At 39.2% G+C, this 24,645-nt stretch carries 17 protein-coding genes and 3 pseudogenes; 5 read left to right on the top strand and 15 right to left on the bottom strand.

Annotated elements, in window-relative coordinates; all coding sequences use genetic code 11:
* Positions 1 to 3: 3 nt before the first annotated feature.
* Positions 4 to 1,149, bottom strand: a complete 1,146-nt coding sequence (locus tag AC2YHV_RS04075) for a glycerate kinase (protein WP_487372649.1) — start codon at positions 1,147 to 1,149, stop codon at positions 4 to 6.
* Positions 1,150 to 1,449: 300 nt separating this feature from the next.
* Here AC2YHV_RS04075 and AC2YHV_RS04080 point away from each other — a divergent pair, with 300 nt between their 5' ends.
* Together AC2YHV_RS04080 and AC2YHV_RS04085 are read left to right on the top strand one after the other, a co-directional pair.
* The gene (locus AC2YHV_RS04080) at positions 1,450 to 2,544 is read left to right on the top strand and encodes a CdaR family transcriptional regulator (protein ID WP_098864529.1); all 1,095 of its coding nucleotides are present in this window, start codon (positions 1,450 to 1,452) and stop codon (positions 2,542 to 2,544) included.
* A gap of 140 nt (positions 2,545 to 2,684) precedes the next feature.
* A complete protein-coding gene (locus AC2YHV_RS04085) occupies positions 2,685 to 4,292 on the top strand; it encodes an FMN-binding glutamate synthase family protein (RefSeq protein WP_057277607.1) in 1,608 nt (535 codons plus the stop codon).
* 191 nt (positions 4,293 to 4,483) lie between these two features.
* On the opposite strand, the gene AC2YHV_RS04090 is transcribed toward AC2YHV_RS04085, so the two are convergent.
* Together AC2YHV_RS04090 and AC2YHV_RS04095 are read right to left on the bottom strand one after the other, a co-directional pair.
* Positions 4,484 to 5,422 (bottom strand): MBL fold metallo-hydrolase, encoded by a 939-nt coding sequence (locus tag AC2YHV_RS04090; protein WP_427524846.1) that lies wholly within the window; start codon positions 5,420 to 5,422, stop codon positions 4,484 to 4,486.
* A 440-nt stretch (positions 5,423 to 5,862) separates the two neighbouring features.
* Complete coding sequence (locus AC2YHV_RS04095) at positions 5,863 to 6,459, bottom strand: branched-chain amino acid aminotransferase (protein WP_098864531.1); 597 nt, start codon at positions 6,457 to 6,459, stop codon at positions 5,863 to 5,865.
* Between the two features lie 173 nt (positions 6,460 to 6,632).
* On the opposite strand from AC2YHV_RS04095, the gene AC2YHV_RS04100 reads away from it, so the two are divergent.
* Together AC2YHV_RS04100 and AC2YHV_RS04105 are read left to right on the top strand one after the other, a co-directional pair.
* Positions 6,633 to 7,745 carry an NAD(P)/FAD-dependent oxidoreductase gene (locus AC2YHV_RS04100; protein WP_487372650.1) on the top strand — a complete coding sequence of 371 codons (1,113 nt, stop codon included), beginning with the start codon at positions 6,633 to 6,635 and terminating at the stop codon, positions 7,743 to 7,745.
* Positions 7,746 to 8,107: 362 nt separating this feature from the next.
* Positions 8,108 to 8,428: pseudogene (locus tag AC2YHV_RS04105) on the top strand (transposase); the annotation flags it as partial.
* Between the two features lie 317 nt (positions 8,429 to 8,745).
* On the opposite strand, the gene AC2YHV_RS04110 reads toward AC2YHV_RS04105, so the two are convergent.
* From AC2YHV_RS04110 to AC2YHV_RS04130, 5 genes are all read right to left on the bottom strand, one after another.
* Positions 8,746 to 9,507, bottom strand: a complete 762-nt coding sequence (locus AC2YHV_RS04110; RefSeq protein ID WP_487372651.1) for a uracil-DNA glycosylase family protein — start codon at positions 9,505 to 9,507, stop codon at positions 8,746 to 8,748.
* 207 nt (positions 9,508 to 9,714) lie between these two features.
* The gene (glaH, locus tag AC2YHV_RS04115; RefSeq protein WP_487372652.1) at positions 9,715 to 10,653 is read right to left on the bottom strand and encodes a glutarate dioxygenase GlaH; all 939 of its coding nucleotides are present in this window, start codon (positions 10,651 to 10,653) and stop codon (positions 9,715 to 9,717) included.
* A gap of 328 nt (positions 10,654 to 10,981) precedes the next feature.
* Positions 10,982 to 11,323 carry a DUF3870 domain-containing protein gene (locus AC2YHV_RS04120; RefSeq protein ID WP_487372653.1) on the bottom strand — a complete coding sequence of 114 codons (342 nt, stop codon included), beginning with the start codon at positions 11,321 to 11,323 and terminating at the stop codon, positions 10,982 to 10,984.
* Positions 11,324 to 11,349: 26 nt separating this feature from the next.
* Entirely contained in the window at positions 11,350 to 12,567 is a 1,218-nt protein-coding gene (gene lhgO, locus AC2YHV_RS04125; RefSeq protein ID WP_098864534.1) for an L-2-hydroxyglutarate oxidase, read from the bottom strand.
* Between the two features lie 17 nt (positions 12,568 to 12,584).
* Complete coding sequence (locus tag AC2YHV_RS04130; RefSeq protein ID WP_106026344.1) at positions 12,585 to 13,256, bottom strand: GntR family transcriptional regulator; 672 nt, start codon at positions 13,254 to 13,256, stop codon at positions 12,585 to 12,587.
* 360 nt (positions 13,257 to 13,616) lie between these two features.
* Between AC2YHV_RS04130 and AC2YHV_RS04135 the strand changes: the two genes are divergently transcribed.
* Complete coding sequence (locus AC2YHV_RS04135) at positions 13,617 to 14,327, top strand: Dph6-related ATP pyrophosphatase (protein ID WP_063576190.1); 711 nt, start codon at positions 13,617 to 13,619, stop codon at positions 14,325 to 14,327.
* Positions 14,328 to 14,915: 588 nt separating this feature from the next.
* On the opposite strand, the gene AC2YHV_RS04140 is transcribed toward AC2YHV_RS04135, so the two are convergent.
* The 7 genes and pseudogenes from AC2YHV_RS04140 to pulA all read right to left on the bottom strand — a co-directional run.
* Positions 14,916 to 15,488, bottom strand: a complete 573-nt coding sequence (locus tag AC2YHV_RS04140; protein ID WP_194719377.1) for a site-specific integrase — start codon at positions 15,486 to 15,488, stop codon at positions 14,916 to 14,918.
* A 499-nt stretch (positions 15,489 to 15,987) separates the two neighbouring features.
* Positions 15,988 to 16,959, bottom strand: coding sequence for a UV DNA damage repair endonuclease UvsE (gene uvsE / locus AC2YHV_RS04145; RefSeq protein ID WP_487372654.1), 972 nt, complete (start codon positions 16,957 to 16,959; stop codon positions 15,988 to 15,990).
* 182 nt (positions 16,960 to 17,141) lie between these two features.
* Positions 17,142 to 17,645: a PCYCGC motif-containing (lipo)protein gene (locus AC2YHV_RS04150; RefSeq protein WP_170956451.1), complete on the bottom strand. Its 504-nt coding sequence runs from the start codon at positions 17,643 to 17,645 to the stop codon at positions 17,142 to 17,144.
* A gap of 509 nt (positions 17,646 to 18,154) precedes the next feature.
* Complete coding sequence (locus AC2YHV_RS04155) at positions 18,155 to 18,289, bottom strand: hypothetical protein (RefSeq protein ID WP_400449306.1); 135 nt, start codon at positions 18,287 to 18,289, stop codon at positions 18,155 to 18,157.
* Positions 18,290 to 18,899: 610 nt separating this feature from the next.
* Positions 18,900 to 19,421, bottom strand: a pseudogene (locus tag AC2YHV_RS04160) (helical membrane plugin domain-containing protein); the annotation flags it as partial.
* The gene (gene fdhF, locus AC2YHV_RS04165) at positions 19,414 to 22,377 is read right to left on the bottom strand and encodes a formate dehydrogenase subunit alpha (protein ID WP_487372655.1); all 2,964 of its coding nucleotides are present in this window, start codon (positions 22,375 to 22,377) and stop codon (positions 19,414 to 19,416) included. The gene fdhF and the pseudogene AC2YHV_RS04160, both read right to left, overlap by 8 nt.
* 178 nt (positions 22,378 to 22,555) lie before the next feature.
* Positions 22,556 to 24,442: pseudogene (gene pulA, locus AC2YHV_RS04170) on the bottom strand (type I pullulanase); the annotation flags it as partial.
* Positions 24,443 to 24,645: the final 203 nt, after the last annotated feature.

A 24,645-nucleotide genomic window follows, 5' to 3' on the forward strand; every position in this document is an offset into this window, starting at 1 on the left:
AGATTACCCCCTATTTTTGATCGCTGCCAAAAAAGCCCGCATTACTTGTTCGGCTGAAACTTCCAACAATTCAGCTCCTCTTTCCATTGCTTCCTTTAAAGGCATGGGAGCGTTCACCAAACTATGAACACTCGTTATTCCGTGGTCATATAAAACTTCAATACCTGTTCCGATCGATCCAGCCAAAACAAATACCGGAATACCATGCTTTTTGGCTTCTTGTGCAACTCCCATGGGTGTTTTGCCTGAAGCAGTCTGGTAATCGATTTGGCCCTCACCGGTAAAGACACAATCGGCACCGGACAATTTTTCACCCAGTTTCGTATACTCCATGACAACATCGATGCCCCTTTTTGTTTCTGCACGGAAAAAGGCTTGAAATGCACCTCCAATTCCTCCTGCAGCACCAGCACCTGCTTTATCATGCAAGTGTATGCCTGTTTTGATTTCCACCAAATCAGCCCATGATGATAAAGCCTTATCAAGCATTTCAACCATGTCAGAAGTCGCCCCTTTTTGAGGTCCGAATACCCTTGATGCCCCATCAGGACCGACTAACGGATTTTGGACATCCGAGGCAATCAAAAATTCGGAATCCGCTATTCTGGAATCAAAATCCTCCGTATTAATGCTTGATATCCGTGATAATTCGGCACCTCCGTATCCCAGAGTTTTACCTTCTTCATCAAACACCTTCATCCCCAAAGCCTGGAGCATACCGACACCGCCATCGTTGGTAGCGCTTCCACCAATCGCTAAAATGAACTTTCGACAGCCATCATTCAATGCCTTTTGAATAAGCTCCCCTGTACCGTATGAAGTAGTGATCAATGGGTTCAACTCAGCTAGATCGATAAGGCAGAGACCAGATGCACTAGCCATTTCAATCACACAAGTTTTTTGATCGCCCAAGATTGCATATGCTGCCTGAACATCTTCAAGTAAAGGTCCTTTAACGGTCACTTCAACTTTTCGACCATTTGTAGCTGCTACAAGACTATCCATCGTGCCTTCCCCGCCATCCGCCGCAGGAACCAGTACTGTCTCCGCATCCGGCAGTGCCTTCCTGATTCCTCGCTCAATAGCCTTTGAAGCTTCTGTTGCTGATAAACTTCCTTTATAGGAATCTGGTGCAATAACAATTTTCATGCTCAGTTCCCCTTTGAATATATTTTTATATCAATTAATTATAATCTTCGGAAATATTTTAATCATCGTTCATTCTAAACGAAAATAAGTATGACATATTGGATTTTTTTGGTTATACTATACAGAAAAAATAATCTGTCTGAAAAGTTTTCTGTTATTTTCCTATTTTCATAAAATATAAGATAGCTAAAGGCTTAAACTATCGACGATCCCCCTTTACATGAAAAATCATAGCTTGTTTGCATAAAATATGATCACCATTCTGTTAGCAAATAAAAAAACTCTAGAAGGATGACTTGAATGCTGACCCAAGAAATTGCAATGGAAATTGTCAAACAAACCACCAATAGACTTAACAGAAACATTAATATTATGGATGATAAAGGAATCATCATCGCTTCCGGAAATCATGAACGCATCGACCAATTGCATTTAGGAGCATGGGAAGTACTGAAAACGGGAAAGCCGTTAATCATTCCCGAAAATGATCGTCATCAATGGGTAGGTGTCCTTCCTGGAATTAATTTGCCGATTAATTTTCAAAATGGAATTATAGGTGTCATTGGGATCACCGGAGATCCGACTGAACTTTTGGAATTCGGCGAATTGGTGAAAATGATAACGGAAATGATGCTTCATCAAGCTTTTATGGCGGAACAACTCGAATGGAAACAACACTTGAAAGAATTGGTATTTGAAGACTTATTAAAGGAAGATATCAATCAGCATTCGATTGATCAGAGACTTGAACTGATTGGAATGAAATTAGAACCTCCCTATCAAGTGGGGGTAATGGAAATGAAATTAAATCCGTTAAATAAGAATGAGCTGATTCAGATGACTGAATCTGTTTTTAGTTCCCAGTATGCCCTTGTTGGGTTCCTGAGTGTGAATCGGGTTTTCATTCTCACTACGGCGCTTAGCGGAAATAACATTGAGAAAAGACTGGATTCAGCCATCAAACAATTAAAAGCAAAAGACTTCGTTATACGAATCGGTTTGGGCTCTATCGTGGATAAGGAATCATCCATCGTCCACTCTTTCCGCGAAGCTGAAACAGCACTTTTACTAGGTGAAGCAAAACAAGCTTTATCTAGATATACTGATGTGGAAACAAAAGCTCTGTTGGAAAGGATAGATGAGCGGACGAAACAGCAATTTCAGGAAAGAATTCTAGGCAACTTATCTGAGAAGTTGATTGAGACACTGCATCAATTTTTCCTTAGTAACTTAAATATCGGGGAATGTGCCAAAAGAATGTATATCCATCGTAATTCCCTTATATATCGATTAAAAAAAATCAAGGAAATTACCGGATATAATCCACAAGTGCTGCATGATGCCATAACTTTGCAGTTAGCCATTTGGGTAAGCCAATCGAAAAGGAGAAGTTGAAAGATATTGTGAGAACGATAATGCCTATTTAATTTTTTTCGTTCAATCCTATAAAAGCTTGCATTGGAATTTTGTATAATTGATCGAATTACCGAGTAGATTAAAAATACATGATTTTTTTGCATATCAGGAGGGATTGAATGAGTGGCATCGCAAATGTATTAATTATCCTTGGATTTACCGTTATTTTCATCATTATCATCATTTTGGTTTTACTATTAATTTATATGATTTTCTTTGATCGCATGCAGAAGCACCATGCAATTTTAAGAAATTACCCCGTGCTTGGGAGAATACGATACTTTCTGGAAAAAATCGGACCTGAGATGCGGCAATATTGGTTTAACAGTGATAACGAAGGAAAACCCTTTTCCCGCGATGACTATGAACATATGGTGAAAAGTTCAAAATATTTACGGGATGTCATAGGTTTTGGTTCAAAGCGGGATTTTGATGAGGAAGGCTTCTTTGTTAAAAATAGCATGTTTCCAAAATTGGCCGAAGAAGAAAAATATGATCGTGAAACCAAAGTGACGACAAAAAGATACATTCTATTGAAAGACCCGCTTTTCTCACAACGAGAAGAAAAATGGGAAGATGAAGCTTCCTCTGCATTCTTATTGGATGATGAGGATGCCGTAATCATCGGCCCAAACACTAAGAATCCCTTTCGGCTAAAAGGTCTTATCGGAATGTCCGCCATGAGCTATGGCTCTTTGGGGAAGAACGCAATCACTGCGCTTTCTGAGGGATTGGCTGCAGCAAAAGGCACCTGGATGAATACAGGTGAAGGCGGACTATCTCCTTACCATTTAATCGGCGGCGTCGATATCATCATGCAAATTGGTCCAGCCATGTTTGGGGTTCGGGATAGTACCGGCGAAATGGATTGGGATGAATTAAAGAGAAAAAGTGAAATACCCGAAATCAAAGCATTTGAAATCAAATTGGCCCAAGGCGCCAAAACTCGCGGAGGGCATATCGATGCTGAAAAAGTGAATCCGGAAATCGCTGAAATCCGTAAGGTCGTTCCGTACAAGGCAATTGATAGTCCGAATCGGTTTCACCAATACGATGACGTAAAATCCATGTGCGATTTTATCGAAAAAATCAGGGACCATACAGGAATCCCGGTCGGCATCAAAATGGTAATCGGCGGAACTGACAGTGTTGAAGAGCTTGCTAGCTACATGAAAGAAACCGGGAAAGGTCCGGATTTCATTACATTGGATGGCGGTGAAGGAGGAACCGGTGCTTCTTATCAGGAGTTGATCGATAGCGTAGGATTGCCGATAAAATCCGCTTTACCGATTTTAGTATCGACACTGGAAAAATACGGAGTCCGTGATAGGGTCAAAATCATCGCCTCCGGTAAATTGTTCACGCCTGATAGAATTGCGATCGCTCTAGCCATGGGAGCAGATCTTGTTAACATAGCCCGGGGTTTCATGATTGCGATAGGATGTATACAGACGATGAAATGCCATTCCAATGCTTGTCCTGTCGGGGTAGCCACCACTGATCCGGAATTGCAAAAAGCACTTGTCATCGATGAAAAGAAATACCGTGTGGTTAACTTTCTTGTAACCCTTAGAAAAGGATTATTTCGGATCTCAGCCGCAGCTGGTTTAGAATCGCCTCTCCATTTTCAGCCTAAGCACATTAGCTATAAGGACGATAAAGGAATTGTCACATCTCTTGAAGATATTATGAAAGAAGTTAATGGACAAATAGGGTCCAGGCAATGAAAAGACCACCGCCCAAGTATGATGGGCGATGGTTTTTTCTTTCTCGATCAATGAATGAATCCGTTATAGGTCAATTGTATCAGGCATGTATTCGAGTATCACCTGTCTCCGCTCTTCCCTTACCCGCCAGCTTTCCATAGCGATAATAAACATAAGATGGAGTAATTAGCGGCTTTAGTTTGGAAAAAATTTCAGATGGATTGATAATACCATTTGCCATCACGTTTAAACTTTCTGCATTGGTCATTCAAAAGAAGGTATTCTAGGTGTGCCAATGTTTCACCTACAGCAAATCTGGTTTCGTGGATGGACAGATTTCCAAATAAGATCTGGCAAGCACTTTTTACAGAAATCGGCTCTTTCATGTTTTCATGAATTACATGCAATCGGTCCTGGTGGTGATCCAACAATTCAACAATTCTTTTATTGGCATTTTGAAACGGTTTCCCATGAGAAGGGATGACATATTCAACGTCAAGCTTTTGTATTTTTTTCAAAGAATTAAAAAACTCTTCCAATGGGTTGCTGAAACCTTTAAACCAATAAGATATATTTGGAGATATCTTGGGCAATATATGATCTGTCGAGAAAAGGACGCTATTTTCCTTATTATATAAGGAAATCAGGCCGTCAGAATGTCCCGGAGTGAAAAGCACTTCATACTCATATTTGCCAAAATGCAGCTTCATTCCTTCTTCAAGATGATGATTTACGGTAGGATAGGGTTTTACTTGGGGCATGAATCCGCTTTCGTCACTGGATAAGGCCGCGGCGACATCTTCTTCCATACCACACGCATTGTAATTATCTTTAAGCAGATTCAGCGAATCGGCTTCCCAATACGTAGTTCCCGCATGCTCATCCACTTCTGTCATCCATACATCCGCACAGGTCAATTGTTGTAATGTCCCTGCATACCCGAAATGATCTGGGTGATAATGTGTGATGATAATATCGGCAATATCGTGTTTTTCGATAATTGGGTTCCATAAATCCCTGGTCGTTTTGTTATTTAATCCCGCATCAATGATAGTCCATCCTTTTTCACCTTCCGCCAAGTAACAATGGACATGGTCCAATCTAAAAGGCAATGGAATGGTAATTTGCGTAACTTTCAATTCATTCAGCAAGTATAACTTCCCCTTCCGATGTAACTACATTTACATGAAAAAAATCGAAATTGCTAAAAACAAAACATTTAAGTTTATTAAATAACGTATATCATTAATCAATTCGACGAATTTTCTCAGTTTCCTTTAATCATATCCACAGCCAATCGATTAAAATCCAAAAGCCATAGCCTGGGCGCAATGGTTAATTCATGAAAATTTTAAAAAACGCCATTAAAATTAATGGCGGCAGACTGTAGACAAACTCGATGAAAATCGAGTTTGTCTATTTTTATGGCTTGTACAATTTGGAGGTTGATTGGAACGTAGGGCACTCGCTTTCCGCGGGCGGTCGGCCCTCGGCTTTCGCCTGCGAGGTCTCCCCTAGACGCGCTTTTCTAAGCAGGAGTCTCGTACTCCCGCTCCAATCAACTTTGTCTTACCATTTACGGCACTTCGTTTTACATATCTTCCTCGATCGTTTGAACAAGGTTGAAAAGAAAATGATAAATTAAATGAAAAGCTTCTTCCAATGACATGTCTTCTTGAAACCCTTTAATGTTATCCAAGGCTAAATTCACATCCCATAGCCCGTCGCCCTGGTTAAACATTAAACTGAACGAACCAATTTTTTCTGCTTGAAGTTCCTTGGTTAAATACGTTTTTAAAACTTCTCCCATTTTTTTCTGGAATTTCAATCCGAACATCGCGTTATATGTACCGAAAACATCATCGACTTCTAACGAAAGTGCCTCAACGCCGATTAATTCGAACCATCGTGATTCAAAGTAAAGGAATTCATCTTTGTTTTTTTTCAAATACTCAATCGGTTGTGATAAAAATGCAGAGTTCTCTTCAGAGATTAATTCTTCGCTCTCTTTATTACTGCGCTCTATATAAGCATCCGTAAAACGCGATGCATTCTCTTTTTCCACTATGATGATATCCTCGGCGAGTAATTTATGCTTTTCTACATAATCCTTTTCTTCTTTAAATAACTCAATCTTGTTTTCGATTACGGATTCTGATATGTATGATTCCATTTGTTTTTTTAGCATGATATGTCCTCCTAGTGTCTTTTCAAGCTTTCACAATTTCAATCATAGCATATTCAGTATAGATAAAATAACTTTGTGAAAGAAATTAGAATATCAGATGTGGCAATCATTTCTGGTCTCCGATATAGTAGTGGTAAGCGTTTATACATATGAAAGAAATGAGATGTTGAATCATGCAAAAAATCATTGTAGTTGGTGCAGGAATTTTGGGAGCTTCCACTGCCTATCAATTGGCTAAAAATGAGGTTGAAGTGATCATTATTGACCGCCAAGATGTCGGTCAGGCAACATCTGCAGCTGCAGGAATCGTTTGCCCGTGGATATCGCAAAGGCGCAACCAAGCTTGGTATCTTCTTGCCAAAAATGGTGCGGCCTTTTACCCGGGTTTAATTGAAGAACTTGAACGTGACGGTGAAACCGAGACTGGGTATGCCCAGGTCGGTGCCATAAGTCTGCATACAGATGAAGCTAAACTGAATGCCATGAAGAACCGGGCTGCAAAACGGCAAGAAGATGCACCGGAGATGGGGGCGATCACCTTACTTACCGCGGAGGAAACACGTGCCTTATTCCCGCCTCTTTCCAGAGAATATGCAGCCGTTCATGTGAGTGGTGCAGCGCGGGTCAATGGACGCGCACTACGTGATTCCTTATTGAGAGCTTCACAAAAATACGGTGCAAAACTTATGTATGGCGAAGCTAAACTTACATATAACGGTACTCAAGTGTCAGGTGTAACAATTAGAGATGAATTCATTCCTGCTGATAAAGTGATTGTTTGTGCTGGCGCTTGGGCACCGGAATTACTGAAACCACTGGGCGTGAATTTTCAAGTCACTTTCCAAAAGGCTCAAATCATTCATCTGGAAATGGCAAATGAAAATACAAATAAATGGCCAGTAGTCATGCCTCCGAGTGATCAATATCTTTTGGCTTTTGATCATAATAAAATCGTTGCGGGGGCGACTCATGAAAATACGGAAGTTTTCGATAACCGAATGACCGCAGGAGGGCTGCAGGAGGTTTTCAACAAAGCCTTGCAAACCGCCCCCGGTTTGACAGATAGCACGTTTGTTGAAGCGAGGGTCGGATTCCGTCCATTCACGCCAGGATTCCTTCCCGTCATGGGACCTTTACCTGGCTGGGGAGGCATAATCGTAGCCAATGGTCTTGGAGCTTCAGGTTTAACTATGGGCCCATATATAGGCTCACTATTGGCAAACCTCGCACTTGACAGAGAAATTGAAATCGAAATCGAAGATTATGATGTAAGAGGTGCGCTATAAATTTAACTTCCCTTTAATTAACTTGCTGTATGAACTCGACTGATCAGAAAATGATCAGTTCCGTTTTTTTCAAATGGTCCTTTTCATAAAAAAATCAAGGACCTTTAATGGGTCCTTGATTCAGACTGTAGACAAACTCGGGGAAAATCGAGTTTGTCTATTTTTATGGCTTGTCCAATTGGGACGTTGATTGGAACGTAGGGCATCGCTTTCGCCTGCGGGGTCTCCCCTAGACGCGCTTTTACCACAGGAGTCTCGTACCTTCCGTTCCAATCAACTTTGCTTGAACTCTTAGATAGAACACTTTTGCCTAGGGTCATTTTTGTTTTAAAATAGAAGTATTAAAACATGAGTTGATGAAGATGCTTTCTAAACATGATTCTATTCAGCGAGATCAACTTGAAATGATTACTTTAGATTTAGTTCAACCGGTGCCACCGAACCATTTGGTTCGTAAATGGAGGCTGCCATTGACTTCACTTTCATTTATGACTTGGTGAAAGATCTGTATTCAGAGTTAGGACGCCCAAGTATTGATCCAGTTATTTTAGCCAATATACCTTTGGTATTCGTTCCATGCGTAAAACGATTGAAGAAGCGGAAACAAATAAGGCTTACCGTTGGTTCTTAGGCTATGGTTTTCATGATAAAGTACCTCCTACTCCACGTTCGGGAAAAATCATGCTGTTCTTTGAAATGAAAAAATAAGAATCTTCCATTTCAATCTATTTCATCTATTTATTAATATCAGGTTCACTTACTTCTTCATAAATAACTTTTAACTCTTCAATAGTGAGTGTTTTTAAAAATTCCTCTAATTCATCCATGTTAATGCCTCCTATAATTAAGAACATTAGTTCCTATTATAATCACCATAATATCAGTAGTAAATAGTTAATTTTACTTTGAACACAAATAGATGAATTATAGTATTCAATAATCAACTGTTTCCCATCTTTTTATACCTAAAAAAGATTCAATGATCATACAGCACTCCTTTTTAACCCACGGTCATTTCCTTTGAAAAATAGTGCTGTAACATCCTTTTCATTTGCTCTCTATTTGCTGCAAATTGCTTATGACGATGACCATTTCCTCCAGATGGATGAGGAAATCCTAGAAGTATGTTATTGGCATCCAAATAATCTTGACCCGCTAAATAGTTTAAGACCTTGGTAACATTAACGCCTAAAGGAATAATAAGCGGACGATCAATGGTACCTATTTCGGTAGCAAAGCCTTCCATTATATTTTTTTTAAGCAACTCGGTCTTTAAAATGTTCGGAGTTGTTCCACTATAGTTTTTTCCGTTATAAAAAACTGGGTAGGTTAAAACTGAGGTAGTATGAACGAGGTGACTCGCTTCGTCAAAAAGATCCAGTGTGGACGAAATGTTTAAGTATGTGTGTAATCCAAGCTCATCCAACATTTTAACTAAATTTTTTCTCATCGTTCCTTCAAAACTGGAATTTTTTTTTACTTCGTGCAGGATCTCTTCGTCACCATGCAGGTGCCCTCTTGCATTAATTACGGTAGAATAAGATTTTTTCATTTGATGTAAACCAGGAGTGATTCCGACAATCACCACTTTGGCCCGTTCATTTATATATTCGAAAGGAGCATAATATATTTCGAGTTTTTTCTTTTCTTCTCTTTCAAGCAAAAATTGCTCACTCTTTATCATTTCATCTGTATAGACAGCAGGTAAAGCTTTAATTAAGTCTTTAAATTGTTTAAACTTAGAAAAATTAGCGATCCCCATAAATTACTACCCCTTCTTCCCTTTATTTATTTTGGCCAATATAGTATATCAGAAATTCAGATTTGCCACCGACATAGGGGCATTATGAACCTTGTTGGAAACCTCTCAAAAAAAAGATAAATTGCTTTCCAACCCTTGGATTGAAAAGAATTTATCTTGAAAATGGTATTTGGGGATGAAAAAAATGTTTGGGTTTACAAATTGAAACTATTGATTGAATCTTCCGCGTTGGCGAAGTAATTCACGATTCAGGTTCGGATCCTTTTCAAATGCAGCGCGGCCGTGAAGCCAGAATATGTTGTTGACAACAACTAAATCTCCAACAGGCAGTTCAAGTTCAAGTACACTTTCATCACTTTCTAATGAATTGGATAAATCGCGCAAGTATTTGGCTTGTTCGATTGAATCAGGATAAACAAATTGATCGATAAAACATACACCAGGTTTGTTATTATGATTGAAGAAGGTCAATCTTTCAATTTCCTGGTCAACGTTCTTGCTTTTTGGAGCTTTATACGTGAATTTGTGGCTGGATAATGGATGATTCACATACATATCAAGCTCTTTCCAATCGTCTAAATGCAATAAACGTGATTCGCCACCACGTGCATTTTGTTCGATCATCTTCATCATTAGTAACCAGTCCGTTGGTTCATCTACAAATGTGCCATCCGTATGAAGTGTAAATAAACGATAAGCCTGACGTAAATATGAATCACTGCTATCCGTGTCTTGAACATTAAAGCGGGCATAATATTTCCCTGACATGGAATCATGGTTTGGAGTTCCCAGCAAGTATGAAATGGCCGTTGCAAAAATGACATATTCATCTGTATTCTCCGTGACACCCTCCAAGCCAAGGGTGAAGCCGCCGGATTCCCGATCATGAACGATGTTACGAAGCAATTCACCAAAGTCTTCCCCTACTTGATCCAAAAGATATGAAGCAATGATGAGTCGTGCATATGGCGTATATTCCAGATGTTGAACAGACTGATTATCCTTGGATACCGTTTCTAAAAAAGCAGCAATCGCCTCTTTTGAAATTTCAATATGATATAAACGGCTGGATTGAGGGTGAACTTTAACCTCGTATTTTTCTGTTTTCCTTTCAAACTTCGCTCTCTTTTTTTCTGCAATGTTCATGAATGATTCCTCCTGTTATTTGTAATATAGGTGACAAAGTTAACAGGAAATATAAAAAGCCAGTCGCACATGATTCCCAAATAAAATGGGAATCCAACTGTACAACTGGCTTATATTCACTTCACTGCTCTATGCAAATAGAGTCACAGCGAATATGCAGTTTATGTATGATTTATTTTTCCTGTTTCCAATCATTAAGATCTTTACACGATTCTGAAAAGGTAGTTTCCAAAAGGTGTTAATGTCATAATATTGGCCTAATTACATTAAAACGTTTTTTCATATAATTGTCAACATCTTTTACAAATTATTCTGATAAATTATTTTACTAACTTGGTAGTTTCGTTTTTTCTGCCGCTTTAATTTGCTGAAAATGGAGATCCAGGTCCTTCAATGCAGCAATCAATGCATTAGCCGCTTTCCCCCGATAATAAGATGTAATCGATTCTATCGCTTCATCAACACCATCATTTAAACTGATACCTTTTAATAAACGCCAAATAAATTCCCGTCCATGCTCTGTTGCCAGTGTACAAGACGCCTCCAGGATAACACCATATTTAGCATCGACTTCTGCAGTGATGGTCAATGTTTCAAAGACACTTTTCGCCGCCATCCCTTGAGGTAAACGTGCATGACCTGCAATAAAAATTGTTTTACAATTGAACATGAGGCCTCTTCCTCTCTTTAACAATATTATTTTGTCAATACAGCTTCCAATAAGTGTGTTTGTTCCGGAATGCGGGTAACAACCTCTTTTCCAATTTCAATGGAGGCTGTTGCTGCAGGTGACGGTGCATTACAAACATGAATGGTCCGTTTCCCCATTATAATATGAAAATCATCCACCATATTACCATCATCCTGTAACGCCTGTGCTCGGACTCCGGCAGGTGCAGGGATTAAATCATCTTCTTGAATTTCCGGAATCAATTCCTGAAGGCTTTTCGTAAATTGCTTTTTACTAAAAGAACGGACATATTCTTCCATCCCTTCCTTCATGAATTTACTGGCCAGTTTCCAAAAACCTTTATAGCTTAAAACTTCAGTTAAATCCTTCGCATTGAAATCGGTTTTTTTATAACCTTCACGTTTGAAACTTAGTACAGCATTTGGGCCAGCATCTACTTCGCCGCTAATCATCCGTGTGAAATGAACTCCTAGAAATGGAAACTTAGGGTTAGGTACCGGATAAATTAAATGATTGACAAGAAAGCGCTTTTCGGGCTTCAATTTAAAATATTCACCGCGAAACGGGACTATTTTCATATCAGTTTTATACCCCGCGGCTGCTGCGATACGGTCACTGTGCAATCCAGCGCAATTAATGACTATCCTTGCTTTTATTGTCCCGTTGTTCGTAGCGATGATGACTTCATCAGAATCCTCGTCAATCTTCTCCACCTTTGTATTCAGCTTGATTTCACCGCCGTTGCCTCGGATGATATCCGCCATCTTTTCACTTACCTGACGATAATTGACGATGCCAGCTTGCGGGACGCGAATCGCTCCAAGTCCATTAACATGCGGTTCAATTTCCTTTAACTCTTCCACACCGATTCTTTGGATAGCTAGCTCATTTTGTAAACCGCGTGAAAATAAATCATCTAGAAGGGGCAACTCTTCTGGTTTTGTTGCAACAATGACCTTGCCGCAAATATCATGATCAATTCCATGCATCCTACAGAATTCCGTCATTGATTTGCTTCCTTGACGGGCAAACCGTGCCTTGAAACTGCCTGGTTTATAATAAATTCCTGAATGGATGACTCCGCTGTTATGCCCCGTTTGATGATCTGCAACAACAGCCTCTTTTTCAATGACTACCACTTTAGCATTAGGAAACCGCTGATAAAGGGCCATTCCCGTCGATAAACCTACAATTCCCCCGCCAACAATTGCGAAATCATACACAATTAACACTCCTTTTATTAATGATTTTTAGTATTCAGCAACTCCATATACGTAATTAAATTGTTCTTAGTCCGTAAGATGTGAAATTCTACTGCTGCCCTTAGTTCTGCAGGATCCCCTCTTAGTGCCGCTTCATATATCATCCGGTGTTCCCGTTGCGTTTCTGGGTAATAATCAATCAGCAAATTCGGCGCAATGGGGGAGATACCCAACGTTTCTACCATTTTTTGAACTCTTGGCCATGGGCACCCTTTTCGGAGGGTTTCATGAAAAGCCGCATTCAAAAGGATATAATGTTCATTGGTTTCATCAGATAACTGAATCCCTTCCATTTCAATCAAAATTCCCTTTAATTTTTCTTTATCCTCCTTTGTTAAATAAGGAAGCGACTTTTCTACAGCAAGGCCTTCAAGCAGAGACCTTGTATGATAAATTTCTTCAATATCATCCCGGGTAATCGGTGTGACGATTGCTCCTTTATGAGGAACCATTTCCACCAACCCCTCCATTTGAAGTTGTGTAAGGGCTTCACGAATGGGCATTCTGCTTACTTCCAGGCGATCTGCCCACTCCTCTTGGATGAGTCGCTCCCCCTTTTTTAACGTCCCATTCAAAATCGCCTTCCTAAGACTTTTCGTTACATTTTTTACGATTGTAGATTTATCTCTTTTAGAATTAGCATTATCCAATCCAGCGTCCACCTTTCGATATTGGATACAATTTAAACTATATCAACTTAATGAAGCGATTACAATACAGAAAATTAAATAAATTGTATCCAATTTAAAAAACACTGGATACAATACTAGGTGAACATCTACTTTTCTCATATAAAGATAATTTATGGCATTCATTTATATGTAGCTATACACTAGTGATTTAAAAGCAGTTTTTTTGGGATGAAATTCGATTCAAATCAAGTCTTTTTGTATCAAGATACATTAATATCTTATCTGCAGGCTTCAACCGTGTTAAAATCAAACAAATATAGTTATGAAGTACAAAATATGAAATTGGTAAAAGTCATTAGAATAAAAGGGGAAAATTGCATGGCAGAATTAATCGATTGGAAAAATAGTGCTCACGGGCATAAATTCATAGCATCTTTTAGCGGAGGAAAGGATAGTGTCTTAGCCTTATATAAGGCATTGAAGGTTGGAGAAGCTGTAGGACTGATTGTCATGCTGGAGGAGGAAGGAAAACGTTCCAGATCCCATGGAATGCCTCCGGAACTCATAAAAGCCCAAGCTGAATCAATAGGTTTGCCTGTATATACTGCTGCTGCGAGTTGGACTGATTATGAAAAGGTATTTATGCGCCTTTTAGAAGATGCAAAGAATCAAGGAGCAGAAGTGTTGGTAACTGGAGACCTGGATATGCCTGCCCATGGTTGTTGGCATGAAAAAGTTACGAAGAATGCCGGATTGAAGCTTGGAATGCCTTTATGGGAAATGAACCATCGTGAAGCTGTCGAAGAGTTCATGAATCTAGGATTCGTTACGATCATTGTAACCGTTAATTTATCATTGGGAATGCGAGAGGATGATTTAGGACGAACATTAACCCATGAATACGTGAAGGAACTTGAAGCTCGCGGCATTGACCCCTGCGGAGAAGGTGGAGAGTTTCATACCACAGTAATAAATGGGCCCATTTTTAAACAGCCAATTCCAGTTCGTAAATGTGAGATTATTAAAGACGGGGAGTATGCTTTTTTACCTTTGGAGCTAGATAAGATGACGAATAAGAGTACCTTATAACCGAACTTATTATCAATATTCCTGGCAACAACTCTATACTGCACCCCAATTATGTGATTTTCTTTAAGGATTGAGGTGCAGTTCATCTGAGGAGTACTTTAACAATAGGATAAGATTATTTTAGTTAACATAATAAAATTATAGTAACTTAACTTTGCAGCAATCATTTATTGCTGATAACTTTCTGATTCATTATTTGTTAAATAGGAGAACAACAGACTTTTAGAAGAAAAAATATTTCTAATATACCATTTTAATAAGAAATTAAGCGATAAAAATCAGTACTGGTGACATCAAAAAAAGACTATATATTCTAGTCTTTTTTGAAAAGTCATTCGGTTGATTTAAAACTGTTGCCTTAACAAAACTCTTATATTTTTCAAAAATCCTCAGCGAAGGCGATTTTCTTAGTATAAGGAGCTTATCCCCCTCCGAAACCCCTTTCACCTCTCCGCATCAATGATGCCGGTTTTATCTCCCCTTTCAGATATAACGAAATAATGTTTCTCTATAATAATGCTCTATTTAAGGACTGTGTTATCCATATAAAAAGAATGAAAAATACAGGAGTTGTCTTCGTCCGTTCAATTAATAATAGAAATCCATTAATGTTTCGTCCATTAAATCCTGTGTGAGTCCTATGTAAATCATCGTATCTTTGGGATTGGAATGATTAAGGATTTGCTGCAGTAGAGCGATATCCTTGAATTTTTGGTAATGCAAATAGCCGAAGGTTTTTCGGAGGGTATGTGTACCGACATCCGGAATGTCTGCCATTTCAGCCGCTTTGTTCAGAACTCGATAGGCCTGCACCCTGGTGATTGGACCATTACCTTTTCGACTTGGAAATAAATACTGTTCATTTTTCAGGTTCGATTTGCGGACATATTTCCTAACTTCCTTACGAAGCTGAGGATTGACAAGGAACCGCTTAATTTTATCTGTTTTTTGCTCCACAATGACTATATGCGTACCCTCAAGGATGTCTTTCACTCGCAATTGTAAAAGATCCCCTATACGTAATCCGATGTTTATCCCGATTGAAAACATCATATAATCCCTGTAGCTGCAATATTTTAATAGTGATTTTTTCATCTTTTCTATGTGATCCAACCTGCGTATCGGCTGAACATTTTTAATTCTTTGAGAGGTTGCTTGCATGAACGGCTCATTCCCCTTTCTCCTTCTTTCATTTTACGTGAACAGCTTAAAAAAAGGCAAGTTTTATAAATTTTGATACGCTTATAAACCTTGATTTAACGGGATTTCGAATGTATCAATAGAGGTCCTTTGTTACATTCGGAATATTCTAACAAAAGTGATTTGAAAAGAGCTTGTAATCTACTACCCTCCTTTCACCGGCTTATAGCTTCATAGAGCGCTTTTAATCGGTTCTTGACTTATGACTCCAATGAGTTAAAACAATAGCTTTAAAAGCCAAATATGGAGCTCGTTTTTTTGACTTTTTTAATATTTTTGTAAAATAATGTATACCATCCCTATAACCCAATCAATTTTCAATTCATTTGGCAATTCATTTGGCAATTCATTTAATTTACTATAATTTAATTATGTAAACTTTTGTTTTAAACATTTCTTCATTTTAAATTTAACAAAGAGAATTCAATTTACTTCCCTTTGTCAAATATCCCCCAATCCATTAATGAATATAAAAACTGGCACCATCAATGATTTCTATGTCTTTGTGACTTTTCAGCTCCTCCATCAGCTGGAAAAGCGCTCCATCCTTTTGTTTTGCTTCAATCATGCAGTCGAGATGTGGTAAGCTTCCCTTTATTTGTTGCAAAAATTCCAAGAACATCCCAGTATCCACAAAGTCAGCATGTGCTCGAAAATCTTTTTCGGACCTTGGACTTGAAATATGCATTTTAGGGTGTAGTTTGGAATTACTCCAGGTAGTCAATATTCGGTCCCAATGATCTTTCCAATCTTCATTCGGTAAATGATGTGCGAGGTGATGGTGATAATCAAAAACCATTGGTATTCCTAATTTTTCACATAAATAAAGGGTTTCCGACAAAGTAAAGGTAGTATCATCATTCTCAAGAATGACCAATCTTTGAATCGATTCCGGAATCAAACCCCAATTATGGATAAACTGCTCTAATGCCTGTACATGCTCGCCGTACCCCCCGCCAACATGTAAAACACAGCGATGTTCGGGATCCACTCCCATTTTTTTTAATAATGTATAATGCATCCTTAATGTTTTTAAGGATGTCTTCAGAATATCGATATTTGAACTATTCAAGATGACAAAATGATCTGGATGAAAATCTACCCTTATTTTGGGGTGATTCTTTATGAATGTTTTTAATTTAGCCAGTTCTTCTGAAATAGCTTCTATGTAATCCCATTCTGGAATTTCCGGATGATTGGCTAAAGGGATAAGTTTTGAAGAAAGCCTAAAGAACTGAATATTATTGGCTTCGTTATGAATCAGTAAACGCCAGCAATTATGAAGATTGGATATTGAAAGGCGTTCGAGCTTCCTTATCGCTGCATCTCTGTCCTTAATCTTCGAAAACTGAGTATAAGTCATCGTTTGGGATGGCGAACAGTTTGGCACATGATTACTCATGGCTACATAACCAAGGCGAATTAATGTCAAAGTGATGGCTCCTTTACGGTTGAATGTTTAATGGAAGTATTCCCCTTTTTGACCAATAATATATATGTGAAAAATCCACCGTTCCAAGAAATTAAAAAAATGGCCTTTTTCCGAAAGAATATCGGGCCAAAACCATTTTTCCAAGTTATCATTTCAGTCTAGAATTTCATACTTTTTTTCACTTACACTTCAGGGGTAGGAGTTGGTTTGGCATACCCACTTTTATATTTTTCATCGACTTTATTCCGGATCTCTTTGACGCTCATGCCATCATTCAAGTCCAATATGGATTGCGCAGCAATTTCCAAGCAAACTCCGCATCTTGTCCCGTGGTCATCCCAAACCACTTCCCCATTTTTTTTATTCTCATGGATAAAGCAATCATAATTATTTTTATGGTTAGCTGACTCTCCGCAACCGCAATAACAAGGTATTTTTTCTAGTAAATCTTTATTTTGTGCAACAGCTAAATAGATTGTCTTCATATCCTCTGGTTTTTCAGCTAAGAAATCCGGCGCTATTTCCTTACTGCTTGTCTCCTCCTGAAGATCTCCGGATACCGTATGCTCTGAATGTCCTTCATGGCCGCTTTCTTTTTGTACAACACTTTCCTCTTCACTTGAACAACCTGAAAGTATTATCGAAAAACAGATTCCCATAGTGACCGTCATTAATTTCAGATTCATTTTTACACTCCTTGCTCCTTTTAATACTCCCATTTTATGGCACGTAAGTTGTTTCTACAAGCATAAGTTTCCTTAATTATTAGGATTTAAAATGGCAATTATACTAAAATGGCTTTCTGGTACGACTTTCGTACATAATTTTAAAGTATTTACCACGCTTTAAGATAAAAGAATGAGGTGATACTTTGATAAGAGCGCTACCATCATTGTGTTTTTTAGGCACGTATTTACTTATTATACTCCTCGACAACCTACAGGGCTTGAATATATGGCTCTTTCTTTAGAATCAAACAATATTTGATCGTAGGTCGTGGATAAGATTACTTTCTGCTCTTGTTATTTACCATATTTTTTTATATTTGTTTATATCCTCAGCTATCAAAAACCGGCAGCCTCCCTCTTCATGAAGCAGCTGGTTTAATTTTTTGTTTTATATAAGCGGTTATCAATAAGGACCTAATACGGACAAAGAACGATCGAATTGAGGGTTAAGGAAACCCCACCTATAATTATGCAAAGAGGCCCACTTTAACGGCAGAACTCTTTTTATTCAAATACGGAAGGATCATCGTAATCGTAATCAATTCTCCAAAAGGCACGGTGATACCTGTAGGAATCAACTCTTTCCATAATGATGTTACCATCTGCCAATCCGTCAAGGTGGATTACAGTTGGCTTTACCGATTTTTGGTGTGGAGATTCAACCATTCGCACGGACAAATCTGAACTATGCCCGAGCTCTTTCATCAATCTCTTTACATTTTCACTCCCTCACATAATAGGTGCCATCGGTTGTAGGTTTTCTTTAGCTCTTTTAAAAGAGCGTCCTATTCTAACTTTTCCGCCCCTTAATAATTAAGTGTGTGTTCGTTTCACTTATGATTGCTTTTATTATTTGTATCTCATATAAGTATATGTAATAAAAGGATGGCGAGAGAAATTTTGATAGCACGTTCAACGAAAAAAACCGATGCATTCCCTTTTGGCAATCATCGGCTTAAATATTTTTAATGGGTTCTCAAAAAACAAAGTCAATTTCGTATACGATTCTACGTCCACTTCAATAAGTTTAACGAGCAAGGCACTTTATTTCCTACTTTTAGATAAGGTTAGTGGAATCGTTACGAGTGAAACTCCTGCTGCAATCCAAAACCAACCGGTGTTTCGTTTTTTATCGCTTCCGCTTTTACTGGGAATACTTGATCCGTATGATTTTCTTGAGGCGGGCCGTTCTATTTCCGCTGTTTCATTCGTTTTATGCAAATGCTGATTCTCCGGTAATTGGGTGGTTCTTTCCAGATCGCTTGTATCTTCTCCCATTCCTTTAATAAAAGTCATCAGGAAGGTCATGGCTTGTTTGACTTCTTGGTCATTCAAGGAACGCAGTAATGCTAAATAACTTGGCTTTTCTGGCGTTTTATCAGCTTCGGCCACACGGGCAATCCCTGAGTTGACTTTGAGGATTAGCGGTTCAAGCTGCTGAACATTAAGTGTCCCTAATGTGCCAAGTATGAGAAGCAGATTTTTCAGCGTATTTGCCGTTTCTGGGGTGTCCGCTGTCTTGACAAGAATGTTCAGCACTTTATCCCCTTCCTTCAACAAGTTGTTAACCATCGATAATATCCCACGATCCTGCATGCCCTTCATGACTTCAAACGTTTCTTTAATCACTTCTTTATTTTCCAAAAGGGTACGCTCGATATCCTCGAGTTCAATCCTTCTTCTTTCTTCATCACTAATGCTGATTCGATTGATCACTTTTGTCGCTTTAGCCACGGTTCCTCTCCTCCTTTTTGATCTTCAAGAGGTCACCAGGGAATATATAATCTTCGCGGGCCCATTTTTTTTGTACTTGTACACCTATCTGCGGTTGTGGATTACCATTACGATGGTTGATGCTCGGCAATGGATTGTCTCCTTTGACCCTGAGCACTTCCATTTTTGCTTGAACTTCCTTATAGGCAGGAGTATCAGTATCTTTATCTGAATGGCTGCTTGTCAATTGGTTGATTGCCCCGTCACCTGAATCGTTCATCGGAAGATAAACTTCTTTACCTTTTACACGATCCGTAATCAGACATTCCACTTTTGCATGTCCATACGGTGAAGTAAGCCGAACAAGAGTGCCATCCTCAAGCCCTCTATCTTTTGCCAATTCCCGGGATACCTCAAGGAAGACTTTTGGCGTTTTGGAAGTGATGCCTTTTGATTTATAGGTCATGTTTCCTTCATGGAAATGTTCCAATAAACGGCCATTATTCACATGGATATCGAACTCATCCCCAAAGTCAATCGGTTTGGTCCATTCGACTGGAAATAACCTTGCTTTTCCATCAGGGAAAGGAAATGCTTCCGTGAATAACAGTGGCGTATCTTTACCATCTGAAGCAACTGGCCATTGAAGACTTTTATAACCTTCCAAGCGTTCATACCTTACTCCTGCATATAACGGTGATAGTTTAGCGGCTTCTTCCATAATTTCACTTGGATGCTCATAATTCCAGCCGGCTCCTAACGAATTAGCGACATTCAATATAATTTGCCAATCAGGCTTTGAGTCGCCAAGCGGTTCAAAGACTTGATAAAGACGTTGAATACGGCGTTCCGTATTCGTGAAAGTACCTTCTTTTTCAAAGCTTGGGCTTGCGGGAAGAACGACATCCGCGAATTCAGCCGTTCTTGATAAGAAGATATCTTGTACCACAAAGAAGTCCAGTTTTTCAAATGCTTTATGGACATGATTGATATTCGAATCGACCATACCCATATCTTCACCTTTTAAGTACATGGCTTTAATGGTACCTGAATGAATCCCTTCGACCATTTCATGATTATTAAGGCCAGGGTTTTCGGGTATTTTTGTACCCCAGATGTTTTCATATTTCGCTCGTACCTTTTTGTCCGTTACTTTTTCATAACCTGGCAAGCGATCCGGCATACTGCCAAAATCACTGGCTCCTTGTACATTATTATGTCCGCGTAAAGGGTAAGTGCCTGTTCCAGGTTTACCGTAGTTGCCCGTTATGAGAAAGAGATTGGAAATTGCAGTACTCGTATCACTTCCTCCGCCATGCTGGGTAACGCCCATGGCCCAAAGCGCTGCAACGCTTCCCGCTTCATGAATGGCTTTTGCCAACGTAATTAAATCTTCCTTAGCTACGCCTGTTACTTTTTCCGCATAATCCATTGTGTAGGGTTCTAAAGTCTTGATATATTCCTCCATCCCATTTACACGATTTTTAATGAAGTCTTTATCTGTCCAACCTTTATCGACGATATATTTAGTGACGGCCGATAGCCATATCATATCCGATCCCGGAGCAGGCTGGATGAAGAGGTCGGAACGGTCAGCCATTTCATGCTTTCTGATGTCTGCGACTATCAGCTTCTGTTTCCCCAGTTTATGGGAACGCTTGATTCTTGTAGCCAACACGGGGTGTGATTCGGATGTATTGGAGCCTATGATCAATACAAGTTCGGAATTTTCGATATCCTTTATGCCCCCTGTATCTCCACCATATCCAACCGTTCTGAATAGTCCCAAAGTAGCCGGTGTCTGACAATACCGGGAACAGTTATCAACATTATTCGTGCCGATGATGCCCCTAGCCAGTTTTTGCATTAAATAGGACTCTTCATTGGTGCATTTGGAAGACGTTATGAAAGCCATCGAATCCGGACCGTGAGAATCCTTAATGTCGGTGAATTTACGGGAAATCAATTCAAGGGCTTCTTCCCATTCAGCCTCTCTGAACGCATCCCCTTCTCTAATTAAAGGTTTTGTTAGTCTTTCTTCACTATTCACGAAATCCCATCCGAATTTCCCTTTAACGCAAGTCGAAATTCCATTTGCAGGTGCCTCCACTTGCGGTTCGATCTTAAGGATTTTACGGTCTTTGGTCCAAACGTCAAAGCTGCATCCTACACCACAATATGTACAAACCGTTTTTGTCTTCTTGATCCTTGCATCCCTCATGGCGGATTCCATATCTGAAATCGCTAAAATCGAGCCATAACCCGTTTCAACATTTTTCGTAATTTCTATCATAGGTCGAAGAGTTTGTTTAGCGATGCCAGTTAAAAATCCGGCTTCACCCTCCATCCCTTTTTCCATCATTGCATTACACGGGCAAACTGTGGAACAGTGCCCACATGACACACATGAAGATTCATTGATCGGAACATTATCATCCCAAATGACACGCGGACGTTTTGCTTCCCAATCAATAGTCAATGTTTCAGTGACCTGTACATCTTGACAAGCTTCAACACAACGGCCGCAAAGGATGCATTGATCTGGGTCATATCGATAGAATGGATTTGACCGATCCACTTCATAGGGTTTTTGATCAAAAGGAACACTTTGATGATTTACCTTCATTTCCTTAACGGAATTGTGTATTTCACAAGTGCCATTATTATAATCGCAAACCGTACAATAAAGCTCATGGTTATATAATATCTTGTCCATCGCCATGACCTGTGCTTCTTTTACCTCTGCTCCGGCTGTATCGATTACATCCCCATCTTTGATCTTGGTGGAACATGATCTAACTAGTTCCCCATTAACGCTCACTAAACATGTATCACATGTTTCGATAGGACCTAGGCTAGGGTGGTAACAAACATTCGGGACTTCAATGGAGCTATCCGTCAGCATTTGTAATATTGTTTGATTACCTTCCACACTGGTCTCAGCACCATTGATTTTTACATGCACTTTCTCTGGCAAAATAATCGCTCCCCTCTTAAAAAACGATAAAATTTATCATTTGGTATTTTCTACCCTCGCACAAATTTTCTCAAACTTGTGAAAGTGAATAATGGAAGTCTTCATTTGACCAATTTCATATTAGAAAATGAACCAAAGCCGAAGTGAGACATAGTATTCACTCACTTCGACTTTAGTATCATTGATTAGTGTTTGCTTTCAATACAAACGAACTTAAAGGGGCAACGGTTATCTGACTACCTTTAATCCTATCAATTTCTTCCAGGCCCGAACGCTGACCATCCACTAAAACGGACCAATTACCTTCGTGCGGAAGAGTAATGGTTATCGCGTCCCAATTTGCATTATGAATCACTGCCATTTTATAATCTTGATGTTGTAAGGTGAATGCAACCGCATTTGGCGGAGCATCAATGAATTGTAATTGCTCCTCAATTTCTTCGGGTGTGCTTAACCTAAAAACAGAATGATTTTTCCTGAGAGAAATCAGCCCTTTCATATACTCCACTTCCCGATCTAACTCCGCTCTCCTTTTCCAATCCAACCTGTTAATCCAATCAGAAGATTGATAGCTGTTTTCATCTCCATCCTTCGTGCGCATAAACTCTTGTCCAGCATGTATCATGGGAATTCCCTGTGACAGTAAGACAATTGCCGAAGCTAATTTATGCATCTGTTTCCGTTTTTCTTCCGTAGCATCTGGATTAGTGATGAGCAGCTTATCCCATAACGTATAATTATCATGTGCTTCAACATAATTGATTACCTGATCTGGTCTTTGATATGTGGCGATATCTTCATCATATTTCAAACCACCAGCGATGCCCTTTTTTATAATATCTTCCATTCCTGGTTTGCCATTGACGAATCCCTTATCATGTTCATTCATGACAAACCCTTTTAAACCATCTCGGATCGCATCATTAAAGTGAGCGATTCCAGGCATTTTAAAAGCATTCTTTTGATTTGCTTTCAGCTCTTGGGCCAAGGGTGTATCCATATCCCAGCCTTCGCCCAAAACAATGAGGGTCGGATCAATTTCTGCCAGTGCCTTTTTCACTACATTCATCGTTTCCACATCGTGAATACCCATTAAATCGAAACGGAAACCATCAAGGTTAAATTCCTTCGCCCAATAGGTCACAGATTCAACGATGAATTTTCGCATCATTTTACGTTCGGAAGCAGTATCATTTCCTACACCAGTTCCATTCGATAAGGTGCCATCGGCGTTATAGCGAAAAAAGTATTTGGGAACGAGTTTATGGAAGTTTGAGTCTTCCACAGAATAAACGTGATTATATACAACATCCATGATCACTCGTAACCCGTGGTCATGTAAACCTTGTATCATTTCCTTTAACTCCCGGATCCTTACTTTTGGCTGATACGGATCAGTCGAATAAGAGCCTTCGGGAGCGTTATAATTCTGTGGATCATATCCCCAGTTATATTGTGGTTCATTCAATTTCTTTTCATTGACTGTAGCAAAATCAAATATCGGGATAAACTGAACATGGGTAACACCTAGATCTTTAATATGATCAAGACCCGTTTTCGCTCCTTCTGGACCTTTGGTTCCGGCTTCAACTACTCCTAAGAATTTACCTTTATGATGGATTCCGCTTTCAGGATGAATCGATAAATCACGTGTATGCAATTCATAAATGACTATGTCCTCAGCTTTTTCAAGAGGTGGTTTATCCCGTGTCCACCTTTTTGGGTTCGTATCTGTTAAATCTATCACGACCCCTTTATCACCATTAACAGTAACTGCGCGAACATAGGGATCGACGGCTTCGCTCCAGGTTTCTCCCAATTTCACTTTATATGTATAAATCAATCCATCCTGATTTCCGTTCAGCTCAATGGTCCAGGTCCCCTTTTCCGAACGAACCATTTGAATCTCCATTCCATCTGTATCATCCCAATGTTTATAAGTAACTAGCTTGGCTTCAGATGCAAGTGGTGCCCATAACCGGAATGCCGTTTTATCTTTAAGATAGGAATTTCCTAAATCTTTGCCTTCATAAAAATATAAATCATCCAATTCTGACGGGTTTACCGGATTAATATTAGCAATCGGCAGGGATTCCAACTGATTTTCCGTTTCATTATCCATAGGTTTTTGGTTATTTTTATTTTCCTCTTCAAAATAAGAAAGTGAATCTTTAATAGGTCATTCCTCCATTGAAATTCCCATTTTAGAACAGGAATTATTCATTTTTATAATCATGAGCGAATCTTCCATTATGTTATGATTCCACA

It is taken from the genome of Peribacillus sp. SRI_006, assembly GCF_057586375.1.

Excerpts from the sequence above, each read along its gene's own strand:
- AC2YHV_RS04075 (WP_487372649.1), bottom strand. The coding sequence starts at position 1,149 with ATGAAAATTGTTATTGCACCAGATTCCTATAAAGGAAGTTTATCAGCA.
- AC2YHV_RS04080 (WP_098864529.1), top strand. The coding sequence starts at position 1,450 with ATGCTGACCCAAGAAATTGCAATGGAAATTGTCAAACAAACCACCAAT.
- AC2YHV_RS04085 (WP_057277607.1), top strand. The coding sequence starts at position 2,685 with ATGAGTGGCATCGCAAATGTATTAATTATCCTTGGATTTACCGTTATT.
- AC2YHV_RS04095 (WP_098864531.1), bottom strand. The coding sequence starts at position 6,459 with ATGCTAAAAAAACAAATGGAATCATACATATCAGAATCCGTAATCGAA.
- AC2YHV_RS04100 (WP_487372650.1), top strand. The coding sequence starts at position 6,633 with ATGCAAAAAATCATTGTAGTTGGTGCAGGAATTTTGGGAGCTTCCACT.
- AC2YHV_RS04110 (WP_487372651.1), bottom strand. The coding sequence starts at position 9,507 with ATGGGGATCGCTAATTTTTCTAAGTTTAAACAATTTAAAGACTTAATT.
- glaH (WP_487372652.1), bottom strand. The coding sequence starts at position 10,653 with ATGAACATTGCAGAAAAAAAGAGAGCGAAGTTTGAAAGGAAAACAGAA.
- AC2YHV_RS04120 (WP_487372653.1), bottom strand. The coding sequence starts at position 11,323 with ATGTTCAATTGTAAAACAATTTTTATTGCAGGTCATGCACGTTTACCT.
- AC2YHV_RS04135 (WP_063576190.1), top strand. The coding sequence starts at position 13,617 with ATGGCAGAATTAATCGATTGGAAAAATAGTGCTCACGGGCATAAATTC.
- AC2YHV_RS04140 (WP_194719377.1), bottom strand. The coding sequence starts at position 15,488 with ATGCAAGCAACCTCTCAAAGAATTAAAAATGTTCAGCCGATACGCAGG.
- AC2YHV_RS04150 (WP_170956451.1), bottom strand. The coding sequence starts at position 17,645 with ATGAATCTGAAATTAATGACGGTCACTATGGGAATCTGTTTTTCGATA.
- AC2YHV_RS04155 (WP_400449306.1), bottom strand. The coding sequence starts at position 18,289 with ATGGTAACATCATTATGGAAAGAGTTGATTCCTACAGGTATCACCGTG.